A 17268-nucleotide genomic window follows, 5' to 3' on the forward strand; every position below is an offset into this window, starting at 1 on the left:
CCACCTACCCAACCACCCAACAGCGTACGGAGAACCATGAAGCACCCGCACCGATCCAACTCACGCCGCGCCTGCCTGCTGGGCTTACTGGCCGCCGCCACCCTGGTGTCGATCGGCACGGCGACCGCGACTCCCCCAGCCCCCCGGGCCGCCACCCTGGGTGCCCAAGCCGCCCAGTCCGGACGGTACTTCGGGACCGCCGTGGCTGCCTACAAGCTCAACGACCGGACGTACACGACGATCCTTGACCGCGAGTTCAACAGGGTCACGCCGGAGAACGAGATGAAGTGGGACGCCACGGAACCGTCCCGGGGATCGTTCAACTTCGGCCCCTCCGACCAGATCGTCAACCATGCCCTGGCGCACGGGCAGAAGGTCCGTGGTCACACCCTCGTATGGCACTCCCAACTACCCGGCTGGGTCGGCGCCATCACCGACGCCACCACCCTGCGCGGCGTGATGAACAACCACATCGCCGGGGAGATGACCCACTTCAAGGGCAAGATCCATTCCTGGGACGTGGTGAACGAGGCCTTCGCGGACGGCGGCAGCGGACAGCACCGTTCCTCCGTCTTCCAGAACGTCCTCGGCGACGGCTTCATCGAAACGGCCTTCCGCACAGCCCGCACGGCCGACCCGTCGGCCAAGCTCTGTTACAACGACTACAGCATCGAGGACTGGAACAGCGCCAAGACCCAGGGCGTCTACCGCATGGTCCGCGACTTCAAGGCGCGGAGCGTACCCATCGATTGCGTCGGCTTCCAGGCCCACTTCGGCACCAGCGGCCCGCCCGCGAGTTTCGGCACCACGCTGGCGAACTTCGCCGCGCTCGGCGTCGACGTACAGATCACCGAACTCGACATCGCCCAGGCGCCACCGACCGCATACGCGAACACGGTGCGGGCCTGCATGAACGTCGCACGCTGCGCCGGCATCACGGTATGGGGAATCCGGGACACGGACTCCTGGCGCACCGGAGAGAATCCACTGCTCTTCGACGGCGGTGGCAACAAGAAGTCGGCGTACTACGCGGCGCTCACCACCCTCGGCGGCACTCCCGCTGGGCATAAGTGACGCTGTCCCGGGTGTCAGTTCTTGCCCTGTAGTCGCCATATCTGCTTCTTCTTGGTGCCGAGGGCGCTCGCCGGGTCGCAGGTCCACTGGTGGATCAGCGACCCGGCCGTGGTCGAGACGTTGCTGACGTCGACGCACTGGCCGCTGTGGACGGCGACCAACTGGTAGTCCTTGCTGTTGCCCAGCGCCGTGACGGGGCTGGACGGGGCTGAGGGGCCCCGTGACGGCCCGGCGGCCTACGACGGCTCGCGGGCACCTTCGCCGCAGAAGCGGCCGTCGGAGCCTACAAGGCTCACTACGACCGGCCCATCGTCCTCCCTCTCCTCGGTGACGTACATGGCCGGTGGTCGCCGTCGGTCGCGCGGGCCCGGCCACCTTCGAGGCGGCGGCCTCGCTGCTGCGCGGCAACATGGCCCGCGCCTACTCGACGGGCCCCCGACCTTTCACGGACCCAGCGCAAGCCACGGCTTGGGAAACAGCGCCCAGTGGCCGTTGACGAAGACCAGACCGTCGAAGGCCATCCCATAAGGCTCACCGGGCTCCGTGTACTTCCAGCGGTAGATGACCAGCCCGGGCCTGAAGCCGTCCTTGAGTTTCGCATAGCCGCCCGGAAAGTACTTCAGGGCCGGCGCCGTCCCGGCCTGGATTTCCTCGGTGGTGGCCTTCCACATCTGCAGGACCGTCTGCTGGGGTTCGGCCCAGGGCCCGGTCGGCCAGAGCGCAGAGGCCTGGTAGTACCGCTCGGCCTGTTCCGCGAAGCCCGGCCGGAAGACGGCTTCGTAGTCCTCGTGCCTGGGCCGCAGTGCCTCCACCAGACCCGCGTCGGCCCCCGTACCGGCCTTTGTCAGCAGGGACCTGGCGCCTCCGTCAGTCGCGGGATAGGCGCTCGCCGACGCGACGGGGCTCCCCGACCGCCCCGCACCACCGTCGGCACCCACGCGGATCACTCCCGTGGCCGCGAGAGCGGCGACGCACACGGCAGACACCCCCACAGCCGCGACCTGAACGCGGCGCCAGCGCCGACGGCGTTCGCTGCGGCTCAGGAAATCCTCCGCGGGCGCGGGCAGTCCGAACTCAGCGCGCCAACGCCGTCCGAGCTCCAGATCGGTTCCCTGCAGGAGGTCGCCCCCTTTCCCGGAGCCCCCCCACCTCCCGGCCCGCTCCAGCGCGTGATCCAGCCACATGTCGAACTCGGCGTACGCGGCTCCCCACCGACGCAGCTCTGGCCATTTGTCGATGAGGAGGTCGTGAACGAGCTCGGCCATGGGCGGACCCGTCCCACCGGATTCGTCCGACGAGCGGACGGTGATGATCCGCTCGCGGGTCAGGACCGTCAGCACCCGGTCCACCGCCGCCTCGTCGACAGCGGGGCCACAGGCCAACGTGCGAAGCGCTGCCACACTGCGCTGTCTGCGCGTATCCAGACTCTTTCCGCTCTGGTCATGGCGCACCAAGAGGGCGAGGACGCGTTGGGCCACCGGCTTGTGCCGCTCGTCCAACTGCCCCAGGACAGCGTCCTGCCACTGGGCCAGGCTGCCACCGAACCTACCGACCTTCGCATAGGCGTCGCACGTCAGAAGGTTGTCGGCGCGGTTCTCCCACACCAGGGTCAAGGTCTTCTCCAGCAACGGCAGTACGGTGGCGCGGACCTCGTCGGGGTCCGTGTCGTACCGGCCGCTGGCCAGGACCTCCGAGAGGATCGTCTGCGGCAGCCCCTCCTCGAAGCGCAGAGCGGCGTCCGTTGCGGGCTTGGTGATGATGTCGTACAACTCTCCCGACGTCAGCGTCGGCGGCAGATCGACGACGGGTTTCACGGCCTGCAGCAGTTTCGGCGCCCGATCGGCCAGACTCGGGTAGAAGTCGTTCCGCATGACGAGCAGTACGGTGACGGCGGCACAGGACTCGACGACCTCGGTGAGCTGGCGCAGCACGACGAGGTCGTCGTCCGGCACGGCTGAGCCGTGCCCTGGGCCCGGGGAGGTGAGCAACTCCTCGAACTGGTCGATCACGAGCAGCAGACGATCGGTGCCGCTCGACTCCGCGAGAAACCTCTCGGCCGACGCCAGGATCCCTCCACCGGCGGCTCCCGGCAGGCCCGCGAGTTCCAGATTGGCCCCGAGACCGCGTGCGGGACGAGCAACCACCGACCGCCACCCCGACGGCAGTTCGGGCAGCACACCTGCCTGGACCAGGGAGGACTTGCCGGACCCGGAAGGGCCCTGCAGCAACACCCCGTGCCGCCCGCCCACCAGGTGCCGCAGCAGTTGCTCCTTCGCACGGTCACGCCCGTGAAACCATCTCGCTCTCTCATACGTGAAAGCTCGGAAGTCCTGGTACGGGCAGACATCCAGTGGCTTCAGCGCGGGCCAGACCTCGCGCAGGATCTCGCCGGGCGTCGCGTAGGCGGTGTTCAGGCCCCGTTGGTGCGGATCGGCACCCGGCAGGGACGTCACCATCCCGATCACCAGGCCGGTCTGGGTGTCCACGACCGGTGCGCCGCTGAACCCGCGCGCCACGGTGTTCGCGTCGTGCAGTTGAAGCACCCAGTGGTCCAGGACGCGCAGCGGACCGCCCGCCGTCGCCGTGCCCTCGTGACCGCCGTCGAAGGTCGAGCTGGGAAACCCGAACGACCACGCGGGCCGACCCTTCGCCCCATGAGCGAGCCCTACCAGCAGTTCCGGCACCAGGGGCGGGGCCTGGGCGAGCTGGATGACAGCCGTGTCCTCACGCTCCGGCCGGCGCCACGGCCCGGCGAGCACTCTTCCCCGGGCCTTCGGAGCCCCCATCGCCTGAGGGAAACACACCTCCACCTCGTCACCAGGCCCATGGCCCGCGTCGCACACGACATGGGCGCAGGTGACCACCACCCCGCCCGGCACGAGGAAACCCGCCCCGGTCGCCACGCCCGCACCGGTGAGGATCTGTGCCACCGCGCCGGCCGGACCGCCGAGTTCCGAGGGCTTCGCCGCGACGGGATCCCCATCTGCCGATGACGTGACCAGGGACTCCATGTCAGTTCGCGCTCTCACCGCCGTCAGCGACAGGGCTGGCGGCGGCGTTCCAGGTCACGGTCACCTTCAGATGACAGGCCGCCTCGCTCTTCGCGATCACTGCCCCCGCCTGCGCTGCCAGGTCGACGCCGAACTCCACCTCGACGCCGTCGGGCCGCACCCGCCGGAACTCATCCAGCACCGCCCGCGCCATGCCCGCGACGGGGCCGATGACGCTCTCCAGACTCTGCGGCAGATCACGTATAGCCTCCGAGACCCGTCCGGCCATGACCGGCCCGGCCGACACCTCGACGGGATCCGCCTGCACAAGGATCGATCCACCGCAATCCAGAGGCATACGCACAACCGGCCTCGCTGACATCAGCGTCCCCCCGCCCGTCGACTCCCCCCGCCATCCCCAAGAGACAGGGGCGAGCACTCACCGTAATGCCTCAAGTACCGCCCCGTGGCCGGATTCCCATGAAGTCTCGATATGCCTCAGAGACCACTCATATCGGCTGCCCCGGCTACTGCCAGGCCGCAGGACCGGCCGGATCCTCACCGGAACGGAGCACGCCGCCATGCATGAGCCGAGGGCGGGCAGGCGGCTAGGTGTTCTGTCCCGGGAGGTTGTGGACGGGTGAGCCAGGTCTCGGCTGAGGGATCTTGAAGGGGTGTGACCCAGATATGCCAGAAACCCGCCAGAACTTGATCTTGTCCTGCTGAGTGCCTGACGGTGTCGGGGATCTTGGCGATGACGGTCGGCCATGCCCTCGACATCTAAGTCTCCAAGATCCCCGACCTCGTCACCCGCGATCAGCTCTGCGTCTCCTCGCGGCGTCCAATAGCGGCCGCATCGGGTATGACGAGCAGCTTGCCGGTGGTACGCCGAGCCTCCAGATCGCTGTGAGCCTGGGCGGCCTCGGACAATGCGTAGCGGCCCGTTACGGTGACCTCAAGCGCCTTGGAGCGCACCCACTCGAACACATCGGCGGCCCGTCGGAGCAGTTCGGACCGATCGGCGATGAAGTGATCGAGGCTGGGCCGGATCAGGGTCAGCGAACCGCCGTGGGCGAGCCGAATCGGATCAAACGGCGGCACGGCACCACTTGCCGCGCCGAAGAGCACGAGATGGCCGCGGGTTCGCAGGCTGGCGAGGCTCGCATCGAAGGTGTGCGCGCCGACGCCGTCGAAGACAACCGGCAGTCCCTGACCGCCGTTGAGCCGCCTCACCTCGGCTGCGAGATCGTCGACTGCGGAGGAAAGGATCACCTCAGCGGCCCCGGCACGCTTCGCCAGCTCGGCCTTCGCCGTGGTCGACGTCGTGCCGATCACCCTGCCGCCGAGATGGGTGATGAGCTGGGTCAAAAGCAGCCCCATGCCACCAGCAGCCGCATGCACGAGCACCGTGTCGCCCCCCTGAACCGGGTAGGCGTCCTTGACGAGATAGTGCGCGGTCATGCCTTGGAGGAGCACGGCGGCGGCGGTCTCGAAGCCGATATCGTCGGGCAGCGGCACCAGCCGGGAGGAGTCCACGACGGCCCGCTCGGCATACGTGCCGGGAATCTCCACCCAACCGACCCGGTCCCCGACTGCGACGTCAGCGACGCCGGGTCCAACTTCGACGACCGTGCCGGCGCCCTCAGCGCCCGGGGTGAAGGGCAGGGGGAGGCTGTACCGGCCTTCGCGGTGGTAGACGTCGAGGAAGTTGACCCCGGATGCGGCGACCTCCACGACCGCCTCGCCCGGACCCGGCCGCGGCTGGTCCACCTTGGCCTCCTGCAGCACCTCGGGACCGCCCACTTCGTACACCTGAATCGCTCGCATGTTCCTCCAATTAACGGCTCATCCCCACCAACCCCGTTGATGGCTCATCCCCCACCAACCCCGTTGATGGCGATCCGATTCCCGGCAAGCAGACCAGCCCGCCGCCCCCGCCGAGAGCTGGGACGCCTGCTTTGCACCCGGGTCTGGGACAGGAGACCGAGGCCGTCAAGGGTCGACGAATGCACCACCCGCCGCTTCCGCACCGCCGTACGGCCACCCGCCATAACCGGCGTAGCCTCCGGCAGCTCCACCGCGCGGCGCACGAAATCGACCACCGCCTCCGGATACTCCTCCGGCCTCGGGAACCGGCAATCCGCTGTTACGACTTCAACGCCAGCAGCAGGGCCAGCTGACCTCCATCCGCTCCGCCGCCCACACCGCCTCCTCCCGCGTCGGCGCGAAGAACAGATGGCGCCCATGGGTACGCATGGCGATGGCAAGGGTGGCTCGGACGGCGACAAGAAGCAGTCGCCCAAGGAGGGCGACGGGCAGTGGACCAAGCCGATTCCGCCGAAGGCGGAAGTAGCGCGGTGAGCACGCCACGGCGGCTGGCGGAGATCCTGCAGGGCAAGGGCGTGTTGTCCGCGCAGTGGAAGGATGCGGTGGAGAACGTCCCCCGGCACTTCTTCCTCCCGGACAGGGTGGAGGCGGGGGCCTGCGTCATCTCGCGTGCTGGGGATCCGGAGTCATGGCTGGCCGCCGTCTACGACGATGTGGCGATCACGACGCAGGTCAACTTCGGCGAGACAACCGATGAGGGGGACTACCGGCTGCCGACATCGAGTAGTTCCATGCCGTCGATGATGCTGCAGATGCTGCAGATGCTGGATCTGCTGGATGTCCAGGACGGGCAGCGCGTGCTGGAGCTGGGGGCGGGGACGGGATGGAACGCGGCGTGGCTGGCCCACCGGCTGGGGGACGAGGCCGTCACCTCCGTCGACATGGACCCCGTCCTGGTGGAGCAGGCCGTCAAGAACACCCAGGCCGCTGGCTACCATCCCCGTCTGGTGTGCGGCGACGGGGACGCCGGGTGGCCTTCATCGGCCCCCTACGAGCGGGTACTTGCCACCTACACCGTCTGCGAGGTGCCCTTCGCCTGGGTGGAGCAGGCACCCGGTGGGCGGATCGTCGCGCCTTGGGGCGGCAGTTTCCTCAGCCACTCCTTCGCCGTCCTCGACGTGGAGGACGGCAGCGCCCGGGGGCGGTTCACCGGGTACCCGTCGTTCATGCGCACCCGTAACCACCGGCCCGAGCGCGGCTACCTCTCCGGCTTCATCCACCATCGCGACGAGGCCGTCCGGGCCCGCAGCGATTTGTCGCCCCTGGCCATCGCTTACGACGCCGAGGCGCTCTTCTTCGTTGGTCTGGCCCTGCCTACCGCGTGGTACCTCCCCGTGGAGGCCGAGGACGACAGCGGAGAGGTCACGGTCTGGTTCCTCGCCGATGACCGCTCATCGTGGGCGGCGGCCGACTACTCCCCCAGCGGCGAGTACTGGGTGACCCAGTACGGCCCCCGCCGGCTGTGGGACGAGGCCCAGACCGCCTACGTTCAGTGGCGGGCATGGGGCGAGCCGACGCGCGACCAGGCCGGAATGACCGTGGACGCCACCGGCCAGAGCGTGTGGCTTGGCTCGCCCGACCACGTCATCGCCTGACCAGCACAATGAGCGGTCGAATCGCCACACCTTGCCCGGCACAGGCCCTAGTGCGAGTGCCCCGGCACCGGGTGACGTGAGGTCACCCGGTGCCGGGGCACTTGTGTGTGATGGCAGGGGTCTGGGGTCTGCCCGCTGCGGGGTTTAGTACACGTCGCGGTAGGTGTTCCAGCCGCCGCCGAGCTTCACGCGGGACTCGAAGCCGCCGTAGCCGTTGGAGGTGTAGCGGAACAGCTCGCCGCGGGAGTTGGTGGCGAGGAGGTCGGCGCGGCCGTCGCCGTTGAGGTCGCCGGGGGCGGCGAGGTTCTTGAACTGCTGCCAGCCACCGCCGACGTACACGCGGGACTTGAACGGCGAGGTGGACACACCCGTTCCCGGGTAGAGGTAGAGCTTGCCGTCGCCGGTGCGGGCCACGATGTCCGCGAGGCCGTCTCCGGTGAGGTCACCGGCACCGACGATCTTGTCGTAGGCGTTCCAGCCGCCGCCGACCTTCAGGCGGGAGGCGAAGCCGGTGCCCGTCCCGTTGCCGCGCTGCAGCCACAGGGTGCCGGAGCCGTCGCGGGCCAGCAGGTCGCCCTGACCGTCGTTGTTCAGGTCGCCGGGACCGATGACGAGGTTGTAGCGGCTCCAGCCGGCGCTGACCCCGTTGCTTTCGTTGTAGAGCCAGTTGTCGGCGATCTCCAGCAGTTCCGGCTGGCCGTTGGCGTCGAGCGAGGAGGCGAACCGGATGTCGGCGCCCGCCCAGCCCCCGCTGTCGCCCGCCTGCTGGCGGCTGCCCAGCTGGCCGTTGTTCAGGGCGGGGTAGTAGAACAGCGTGCCCTGGGTGTTGCGGGCCAGGATCTCGCTCTTGCCGGTGAAGGGATTGGCGCTCGACGTGTTGAACGAGGACGCGATGTTCCAGCCGTCGCCCCACTTGCGCCGGTCCTGGAAGTTGCCCTTGCCGTCGGCGAGGTACATGTAGGCCGTGCCGTTCTGGGCACGGCCGTAGAGGTCCGCGTGGCCGTCACCGTTGACGTCGTCGATGCTGAAGAGTTGGTTGTACGTGTTCCAGCCGCCGCCGAGCTTGACCCGGCTCGTGAGCGGGGCGGCGGCGTTGCCGGTGCCGGCGTAGAAGTACAGGTCTCCGCCGGGTGTGCGGGTCAGGACGTCGGCGATGCCGTCGCCGTTGACGTCGTTCGCGCCGAGCAGCTGGTCGTAGGCCTGCCAGCCGCCGCCGACCTTGACCTTGGCGGCGAACGGGTCGCCGCCCGCGTTCCCGGTGCCGGGGTAGAGGTACAGGTCGCCGCCCGGGGTGCGGGCCAGCAGGTCGGGCTTGCCGTCCCCGGTGACGTCGCCGGGGGCGATGAGCTTGTTGTACGCGTTCCAGCCGCCGCTCGACCAGCCGGGGATGCCTGCGGAGGTGGTGGTCGCCTCCGCGTACAGGGCGATGGTGCCGTTCGACGACAGCGCCAGCACGTCGGGGCGCCCGTCGCCGGTGAGGTCGCCCGGTGTGATGACGTCCTTCAGCCACTCGTTCTCGCGGTACGGGAACGCGTATTCCGACTCGTCCGCCCCCTTGAACTGCTGCAGCCACCACTTGCCGCTGGGCGTGCGGTAGAGGAGCTCGGAGACGCCGTTGCCGTCCAGGTCGAACCGGGGCTTGACCGCGCCGACTGCTGCCGCCCCGGTCAGGCGGTGGCCGGTCCTGCCGGGGAGGGTCCCCGAAGGGTGGGCGGGCTCGGGCTGGGCGGGAACGGCTGCCGTGTGAGGCGCCACCGGTGCCCCATCGGCCGACGCCGTGCCGGACAGAAGCATCCCGGCCGACAGGGCGAGGGCGGTGCAGGCCGCGAGACGGCCGGTGCGCAGGGCGCGCGAAGAAGACAAAATTTCCCCCCAGGGAATACACGGGTGAAACCGGGTCGGATCCGCCACGGCTCACGAGGCGAGCGGAGCGCACAGAAGCACTCCTGGCGGACCGCATGGCGCGTCGCCGCAGACGCCAGGTCCATGTGCGGCCGCGCGCAGAAATACCAAATCCCCCCGGAAATGTGAATGCAGCATACAGCCGACACACAGGTAGTTGAAGGGAATACCGAGCCGTAAGGGCCGCACGGCCGGCGAGGACCGCCCGGAGGGCACCCGGCCAGGATATTGGGGGTATCGCCGGCGGGCAGGGCGCCCGGGGCGGAGTCGTAGAAACTGATGCGGCTTGGCCCAGCGTTGCGTATCCCGGCCACGATCCACCACGGGCGCACGTCATCCTCCTTGGCCGTGCACGCTGCCGTACGACGGCCTCCGCCCTGGCGACCCCTGCCGCTCTGGCGTGTTCGCCTGCGTGAACATCAGGGAACCCGTGTGTGTGGCACGTGAAGGCCCTGTATAGAGTGCACGGCGTATAGCGCGGTACAGACCAATCGCGCCCATTCACGACAGCCGGGGGGCTTGTTCATGAAGTTCATTCCACGCGCACTGGCCGCGACCGCCATCGCCACGGTGATGGCTGCCACCGCCGCTACCGCGTTCGCGGCCGGGAACCCGACCGACGCCAGGGAACTGCGCGCCCAGGCCGATGCCCAGCACCGCGCCCACGGCTCCCAGGGTCTTGCCGCTCCGCGCGCCGCCGCGAAGAAGCGTGTGGAGACGCCCACGTTCTCGATGACGGCCGTCGACAAGAAGTCCGGCAACCTCTACCTGTACTTCGCGGACCGCCAGGGCGGCTTCGACAAGCGCTACGACGTCGGGGTCGGCTATGACTTCGAGGCGTTCCAGGGCCACGTCGACAACGACAAGGACGGCTACGGCGAGAGCACCTGGCACGTCGACAAGTCGGGCCTGCTGTCGTACACGTACCACGTCTCGGAACTGACGCTGGACACCAAGGACATCGGTGGCGGCTGGCAGATCTACGACAAGGTCCTCTTTCCCGGCAACCTCGCCGGTGCGGGCGAGGCCGACATCATCGCCCGTGACAAGGCGGGGGTGCTGTGGCTCTACCTCGGCTACGCGGACGGCCGCGTGACCGCCCGCACGAAGATCGGCGGCGGGTGGGGGCAGTACACCGAGATCGCCGGACAGGGCGACCTGGACGGCGACGGTTTCACCGACATCGTCGCCCGTGACAAGGCCGGTGTGCTCTGGTTCTACAAGGGCAGCGGCGACCGCAACGACCCGTTCAACCAGCGCACGAGGATCGGCGGCGGCTGGAACACCTACAACCGCATCCTCTCCGTCGGCGACCTCGACAACGACGGCCGCACCGACCTCGCCGCCCGCGGCAACGACGGCACGCTGTGGCGCTACTCCGGCAACGGCGACAGCGCCGACCCGTTCGACAACCGCGTCAAGATCGGCTGGGGCTACAACATCTACAACCTGATCTGACCGGAGTGGGCAGGTGCCGTGCTGCCACGACTTCACCGGCGACGGCCGCGGTGACCTGCTCGCCCGCGACAGCAGCGGAACCCTGTACTGCTACGACGGCACCAGCAGCGGCCAGCCCGCCTCCCGTGCTCGGATCGGTGGCGGCTGGAACACCTACAACACCCTGTTCTAGACGCTGCGTTGCAGCCGGCGGTGCGCTCGGCCAGGATCCGGCTGGGCGCACCGCTGTTTGCAACGCGCCCGTCGAGCGGACGGAGACGAGCGCTCCGGCCTCCCGGCGACCGTGCCGAGTCCGCTGCCGAGCCGCGCGGGCGCCCGGCGAACACGACGAAGCGGACGGCGGCGCCGGGAAGTGAAGCGGCGATAGTCGGTGGACCGCCGTGCCCGTCGGTCCCGGCGGCAGCTGGGGCGGTTCAGACAGGCAGCTGCCAGCGAGGCCCGTCCGGGGATCCCAGCAGATGGTCTGCTGCTCTGCAGTCGCGGTCATTCCGAACTCCGTGAGCTCGGGTACTCCTGCTGCCTGCCAGGTCTACAGCGCTACTTCGACCTGGTCCCGCAGGCGCAGCAGGCCGTGCTGGTAGACGGTCCATCCGCCTGTTGTCTTGAGTCCATGCCTGTGATCCGGTGGCGCCGTCCCGCAGGATCACACCGCTCCCACTGCGGTTGTGTTCCAGGCGGCACGGCCTGTACATCTGCCAGCCGCCGATGTTGGCGGGCTATGACCACGGCCCTGCCCTGGAGGTCCGCAAGAAGACGGCTGCGGACTTCCTTCTGGGAGATCAGCGCGTCATCGCCCTGGTCACGATCGCTCGCGGCCGCCAAGGCGGCCGGGCACGCACAGCGGCTCCCCCGACTCCCGTAGCCGGGGCCCGGAAGACGTGCCACAACAGTGCATCGCCGTCTCAGGGCATCAGCGGGGTACACGGGCGTCGTTGCGGATCCTGGCGGCAGTGTCGGCGTTCTCACCGAAGCTGACCCCGGTGCCTCCGTTGCGCAGTGCCCCGGGGTCGAAGACGGCGACTTCGCCGTAGGTGTAGTGATCGGCCCACACGCAGATGGGAGTCGTGATGATGTACTGATTCGCGAGCTGTCTTCGCGAAGTGCGAAGCTAAGTCTTGATTGGTGCGGCCGTCCTGGCGGCCTGCTCGATCTTCGCGCAGTGGGCTGTACGGGCTTCCTCGTCGGTCTGCGTCTCGTGTTCGGCGCGCAACCCGGTCCGGCCGTCGAGGCCCTCGCGCAGGATATCGGCGTGCCCGGTATGCCGGGTGGACTCGCCGAGGACATGGGCCATGACGGCGAACAGGTTTGTGTTGGGATAAGGCTCCGGCCACCACGGCACGTGGCCGGGGGCGTCGAGGGGAAGCTCGTTGATCGTCGCGTCCGAGTGTTCCCACGTGCGCCGGTAGAACCCGATGATCTGATCGCGGGTCTCGTCCTCGGTCGCCCACTGATCGCTGCCGTCGGAGTCCTGCCACCGGGGCAGCGGTTGCGGGGAAGGGCGGTCGAAGACCTCGCCGAAGTACCTGGCCTCGACGGTGGCCACGTGTTTGACCAGGCCGAGGAGGTTGGTCCCGGTCGCTGTCAAAGGCCGGCGGGCGTCGTATTCGGACAAGCCGTCGAGTTTCCAGAGCAGCGCCTTGCGGTCCCGCCGCAGTCTCCCGTGCAGGTTGTCTTTCGCGAATTCATCGATCATGCGGCATGAGCCTGCCATGGGCTGCTCGTGGTCTCAAGATCCCGTACGTGGTCCGCAACGACTGGCAGAGCCGAGGCCCGGCCATGGCCGCCGCCCTGACCGGCTACAAGAAGCTCGCGAAACGTGCCACGTGAGACACCCTCCAAGGCATCACCGCCATTCTCGCCGCCACGGTAGTGCGGTTGCCCCGCCCAGTGGAGCAGCAGGGCAACCGCCGTGGAAGGGTCAGCGCCAGTCGAAGGAATAGCGGTTGGCCACCCGGTCGAACGATGCGTCGATCCGGCGCGGAGGAAGACTGAACTCTTCCTCGGCCCAACGGCACATCGCCACCGGGACACCCTCCTCCTGGAAGTCCGACTCGACGTAGGACATCCGGTGGATGACTACGGTGGCAGGGGCGCCCCCCACGCTGTCCGACACCTCGGAGGCGACCGCCGCGAGGCCGTCACGCAATCCCGTCTTGACGGCTTCGTCGAGTCCGGAAGCCGTTTCCTCGAAGGCGATCCACACAGGCACCTCGGCGGACACGCGCTCGCCTTCCGACGGCTCTCCGTGGACAACCTGCGCGGTCAGCGAAATCCTGACGCCCCAGGGCCCTTTCAGGAGCTTGTAGATGTAGGTTCTGGATTCTGTCATCAGTCGAATTTCAGGATGAGGAAGACCGTGGACGCGAAGTAGTTCTCCGTGCCCTTGGCCGTCGGTCGGGTGATGTAACTCAGGCCGTGGTTGGGTTTCCCGTCCCACAGGAGACTGTACTTTTCCATGAACTCCGTCGCGGCGTCGTCCGACATAAGGCCCAGGTGGGCCTGCGGGAGCGTGGCCAGGGCCACGTTGCTGATCGTGAACCGCATGATCTCGGAGCCCGGCTTGTTGGCCGCGTAGGCCACGGCCTCGGCCCGGCTCCCCCATGCATAGACGCCGGGGCCGAAGTGTGCCCGGTGCGGCTCGGTCGGGAACGGGTGGCCGCCGGCCCGGAGTCGAGCCGCGTCGGCCTTGTCCTGGACGGTGAAGAACTCGGTCTCGCCGCACACGATGTCCTTCACCGCGTCCTTCGCGCCGCCGCTGCGGGTGAGCCTGGCGACCCCCTTGCCCTTGGGCTTCGGCTTGTCCCGGTCGCAGTCCGGAATCTTCTTCTGCACCCGCTCGACGGCTTCCTCGACCTTCTTGAACCGCTTCTTCGCCGCGGCGATCTTGTCGAGGAACTTGTTGATGCCCCAAATGGCCTTCGTGATCTTCGGGAGCTTGCTGCCGATCTTGAGCAGCTTGCCGGGCCCGATGTTCTGGACGATCGCCCAGAGGCACGTCGGGATGTCGGGGTCGTCGATGCACGCCTTGATGTCCTCCAGGAAGAGCTCGACCAGGAGCTCGGCGCCGTTCTCCATCAAGTAGTCGATGAGGTCCTTGCCCGAGAGGTCCTTGGCCTCCTCGTACTGCTCGCGGGTGAGATTGAGCTCCTTGAGCGCCTGGTCCAGTTCCGAGCCCGACGCGGGCACGTCATGGGCCTCCGAGGCCTTCCGGGCGGCTTCCTCGCGAGCCTTGCGCTCCTGATCGCGCTGGTACTGCTCGGCGTTCTTGGCCGCCTCGTCGGCTTCCTTGGCGTAGGTGTCGGCGTTCTTCGCCGCCGTCTCCGCGGACTTGGCGTGCTCCTCGGCGGAATCGGCCAGCCTGCCCGCGTCGGCGGCGTCCTTCTCCGCCTGCTTGGCCGCGCCCTGGGCGATGGCCGCTTGCTTCTCCGCCGTGGTGGCGGCGCTGTTGGCGGCGGCGGCCTCGTTCTCCGCCCGGGTGGCGGCGTCGCGGGCGCGCTGGGCCTCCGCCTCGGCAGTGGTGGCAGCGTTACGGGCCGCGTTCGCGTCCGCGTACGCGTCGTTGGCCGCCTGGCGGGCGTCACGGGCGTCCGTTTGCGCCTGAGCGTCTGCCTCGTTGGCGCGGGCTGCGGCCGCACGGGCCTGCGCTGCCTCCTCGGCCGCCTGGGCCGCCGACTTGAGGGCGTCGGCGGAGGAACGGGCCGCGTCCGCAGACGAGCGCGCCGCGTTGGCTGCGGCCTTGAAGGCCGGTGCCACCTGGGCGTTGGCACGGCTCGCCGCCGCCTCGGCGGCCTCGGCGGCCTTGACCGCCTCGTTCGCCTTGGCCTCGGCCGACTTGACCTGCTCCGCGCCCATCTCCAAGGCGGCTTTGGCCACCGCTGCGGCGAAGTCCGCGTCGAGGTCCTGGCCGGAGAAGGGAGCCGTCAGCTCGATGGCCGAGTTCGCCGGATCGGCGATACCCGCGGCCGTCGAACGCGCCGACATCGACGCCTGAACCGCGACCGTGGCCTGGATCTGCGCCATCGCCGCCTCACGGTTGGCGCCATCCGCCTCGTCCTTCGTACGGTTGGCCGCCTGCAGGGCACCATTCGCCTCGACTGCCGCGAGACCCGCCAGGCGGGCCGCTTCGTGCGCGGCCATGCCCGCACGGGCTTCCTGAGCCGTCGCCTCGGCAGCCTTGTGGTCGGCCCGCAGGGCGGCGGCGTGCGTGGCCGACGCCTCGTAAGCGGCCTTCGTCGCGGCCTGATTGGCGGCGGCAGCGGCGGCCTCCGCCTTGTTCGCCGCCTCGTTCGCCCGCGCGGCATGCGCGGACGCCTCGGCGGCCGCGGCCCGCGCACGGGCGGCGGCACCGTCAGCCGCGATGGCGGCGGAGCGCGACCGCATGGCCGCACCGCTCGCCTCGTCGGCGGCGGTACGGGCCCGCCCGGCAGCCTGGCCCGCGGCATTGGCCGCGGACCGCGCCTCGGTCGCGGCGGTCCGTGCGGCCGCGGCGTCCTGCGTGCCCTGGGCCGCGGCGGCGTACGCCTCGGTCGCCCGGGCCCGGGCCTCCTCGGCCTTGTGCTCGCGCTCGGCGTCGAACGCCTTGTTCCGCGCCTCGCGCGCCTTCTCCTCGTCGCCGCGAGCGGCTTCGTCCGCGGTGGCGGACTTGCCCTCCTGGACGGCGGCCCGCTCCCGCGCGGCAGCGGCGTCAGCGGCGGCCGCCTGGGCCTCCGCACGCTTGGCGGCGGCCGTACGGGCCTCGGCCTCGGCCCGCGCCCGCGCCGCGGCGGCGTTGTTCCGCTCGCGTTCCGCCCGCGCACGGGCTTCCGCGGCCAGGGCGCGCTCGTGCTCGGCGATCGCCCGCTGCTCCGCGGCGATCTTCGCCTGGCGCTGCGCCTCCGCGCGGGCCTCGCGGGTCTTCCTGGCGTGCTCCCAGGCTTCCTGCTCGGCCTTCTCGGCGTCGATGCGCGCCTGCCTGCTCTTTACGGCGGCGTCAGCGGCGACCTTCGCCTGACGACCGGCCGCATCGGCCAGCTGCGCCGCGGCCTTCGCGTGCTCCTCGGCGTTCGCACGCCACTGCTTGGCCTGCTCCTCGTGCAACTCCGCCTGGTTCTTGGCCCCGAGACCTGCCGCGTCGGCAGCCGTCGCGTCCACCGCGTGCTGCGCGGTCTGCGTGGCCTTGACCGCGGCAGCCGCCGCCGACGCGATGCCCTCGGCGACCTCCGCCCACTGCACGCCGCGCGTCAGACCGGTGTCCACCAGGACATCGGCCTGCGTCTTCGCGCGGCCCGCGGCGACCTGGGCCTGCTTGGCCGCCTCGTCCGCGTTCTTGACCTGCCGGGCGATCTCGGCCTTGACCGGACCGTAGTCCGACGACCGCTTGCCGGCCCGGTCGGCAGCCAGCATCCGGTCGGCCTGACGTGCCTGTGCGGCCGCCGAACTCATGGCGTTCGAGGCGTTCTTGAGGGCCTTCACCGCATCGCCGTGGGCGGCGATCAGCTTCGTACGGGCCTCTGCGGCGCGCGCGGTGTTCTCCGCCAGCTTCCGCAGCTTCTCGGCGGCCTCCTGGGCCTCCTTCTGGGCCTTCTCCTCGGCGGCCCGCCGGTCGGCGTCCTTCTGCGCGGCGACCTGGTAGCCCTTCTCCAGGAACTCCGCGATCACCTTGTCGTCGTTGGAGGCGAGTGCCGCCAGAGCGGCCTTCTTGACCTCCGGACCGCCGGACGCCACCAGCATCTCGACCCGCTTGCGGTTCTCTTCCGCGCGCTTCTTGTCGTTCTGCCCGGTCTGCTTGTCCCGCTGCCGCGCGATCTCCGCGCCGAAGGCGATGAAGTCGGCCCGGTCCTGCCGCGATCCCTTCAGAACACGGTCGATCTCCTGCTCCAAGAAGGAGCCGCCCGTGCCGCGCATCGCCTCGATCGTCCGACGGTTGTCGGCGTCCGCGGCGTCCTTCTTCTCCTTGGCGCGTTGACGGGCCTCGGACTCGCCGTGCTCCAGGAATTCCCGGATCGCATGCGGGTCGGTGCTCTCCAGAGCTTTCTTCGCGGCCTCCTTGACCTCCTCTTCCTCATCGAACTGCGCATAGATTTCGACCAGTTCACGATCACGGTCGTCACTCGCCTGCTCGGCCGCGGTCCTGGCGGGAGCGGCCGGCACGCTTGCCGTGCGCTGGGCCAGGGCCGACAGCGGCCGCGTCGCGGGCTGGTCGGTGGCGGCGATGGCCTGCTGCACCGTGCCGCCCAGCAGCGCCACGACGACCGCCGTGGTCACGGCCCTCCTCGCCACCGCGCCCGCGGCACCGCGTCTTCTTCCGGCCCACGGCCGTAATCTACCCATCACGGAAAATCCTCCTGAAAAAGGGAAAAAGAAGCCCCTGCCCGCACACACGG

General features: G+C 69.4%; 12 protein-coding genes and 1 pseudogene. 5 read left to right on the forward strand and 8 right to left on the reverse strand.

Translation table 11 applies throughout. From position 1 onward, the window contains the following. Positions 1-36 precede the first annotated feature (36 nt). Positions 37-1062 (forward strand): annotated as a pseudogene (locus tag OG965_RS02340) (endo-1,4-beta-xylanase); the annotation flags it as partial. 26 nt (positions 1063-1088) lie between these two features. Here OG965_RS02340 and OG965_RS02345 read toward each other — a convergent pair. The 4 genes from OG965_RS02345 to OG965_RS02360 all read right to left on the reverse strand — a co-directional run bounded on the left by OG965_RS02345 (position 1089) and on the right by OG965_RS02360 (position 5891). Beyond that, positions 1089-1259 carry an RICIN domain-containing protein gene (locus tag OG965_RS02345; RefSeq protein ID WP_371656824.1) on the reverse strand — a complete coding sequence of 57 codons (171 nt, stop codon included), beginning with the start codon at positions 1257-1259 and terminating at the stop codon, positions 1089-1091. A gap of 258 nt (positions 1260-1517) precedes the next feature. Then, entirely contained in the window at positions 1518-4085 is a 2568-nt protein-coding gene (locus OG965_RS02350; protein WP_371648542.1) for a trypsin-like peptidase domain-containing protein, read from the reverse strand. A 1-nt stretch (position 4086) separates the two neighbouring features. Further along, positions 4087-4392: a CU044_2847 family protein gene (locus OG965_RS02355; RefSeq protein WP_371648544.1), complete on the reverse strand. Its 306-nt coding sequence runs from the start codon at positions 4390-4392 to the stop codon at positions 4087-4089. Between the two features lie 488 nt (positions 4393-4880). Further along, positions 4881-5891, reverse strand: a complete 1011-nt coding sequence (locus OG965_RS02360) for a quinone oxidoreductase (RefSeq protein WP_371648547.1) — start codon at positions 5889-5891, stop codon at positions 4881-4883. A 530-nt stretch (positions 5892-6421) separates the two neighbouring features. Here OG965_RS02360 and OG965_RS02365 point away from each other — a divergent pair. Continuing rightward, positions 6422-7546, forward strand: a complete 1125-nt coding sequence (locus tag OG965_RS02365) for a methyltransferase domain-containing protein (protein ID WP_371648549.1) — start codon at positions 6422-6424, stop codon at positions 7544-7546. A 144-nt stretch (positions 7547-7690) separates the two neighbouring features. Here OG965_RS02365 and OG965_RS02370 read toward each other — a convergent pair whose 3' ends face one another. Then, the gene (locus OG965_RS02370) at positions 7691-9409 is read right to left on the reverse strand and encodes an FG-GAP repeat domain-containing protein (RefSeq protein WP_371648551.1); all 1719 of its coding nucleotides are present in this window, start codon (positions 9407-9409) and stop codon (positions 7691-7693) included. Between the two features lie 564 nt (positions 9410-9973). Here OG965_RS02370 and OG965_RS02375 point away from each other — a divergent pair. Next, positions 9974-10906 carry an FG-GAP repeat domain-containing protein gene (locus OG965_RS02375; RefSeq protein WP_371648553.1) on the forward strand — a complete coding sequence of 311 codons (933 nt, stop codon included), beginning with the start codon at positions 9974-9976 and terminating at the stop codon, positions 10904-10906. Positions 10907-10919: 13 nt separating this feature from the next. Next, entirely contained in the window at positions 10920-11078 is a 159-nt protein-coding gene (locus tag OG965_RS02380) for a hypothetical protein (protein ID WP_371648555.1), read from the forward strand. A 936-nt stretch (positions 11079-12014) separates the two neighbouring features. Here the strand turns inward: OG965_RS02380 and OG965_RS02385 are convergent. After that, on the reverse strand, positions 12015-12599 hold the full coding sequence (locus OG965_RS02385; protein WP_371648557.1) for a DinB family protein: 585 nt from the start codon (positions 12597-12599) through the stop codon (positions 12015-12017). Between the two features lie 5 nt (positions 12600-12604). On the opposite strand from OG965_RS02385, the gene OG965_RS02390 reads away from it, so the two are divergent. Continuing rightward, entirely contained in the window at positions 12605-12733 is a 129-nt protein-coding gene (locus OG965_RS02390; protein WP_371648561.1) for a hypothetical protein, read from the forward strand. 91 nt (positions 12734-12824) lie between these two features. Here OG965_RS02390 and OG965_RS02395 read toward each other — a convergent pair whose 3' ends face one another. After that, positions 12825-13235: a hypothetical protein gene (locus tag OG965_RS02395; protein ID WP_371648564.1), complete on the reverse strand. Its 411-nt coding sequence runs from the start codon at positions 13233-13235 to the stop codon at positions 12825-12827. Continuing rightward, positions 13235-17149, reverse strand: coding sequence for a hypothetical protein (locus OG965_RS02400; protein ID WP_371648567.1), 3915 nt, complete (start codon positions 17147-17149; stop codon positions 13235-13237). Before OG965_RS02400 ends, OG965_RS02395 begins: the two co-directional genes overlap by 1 nt. Positions 17150-17268 lie beyond the last annotated feature (119 nt).

The organism is Streptomyces sp. NBC_00224 (genome assembly GCF_041435195.1).
Taxonomy (GTDB): Bacteria; Actinomycetota; Actinomycetes; order Streptomycetales; family Streptomycetaceae; genus Streptomyces.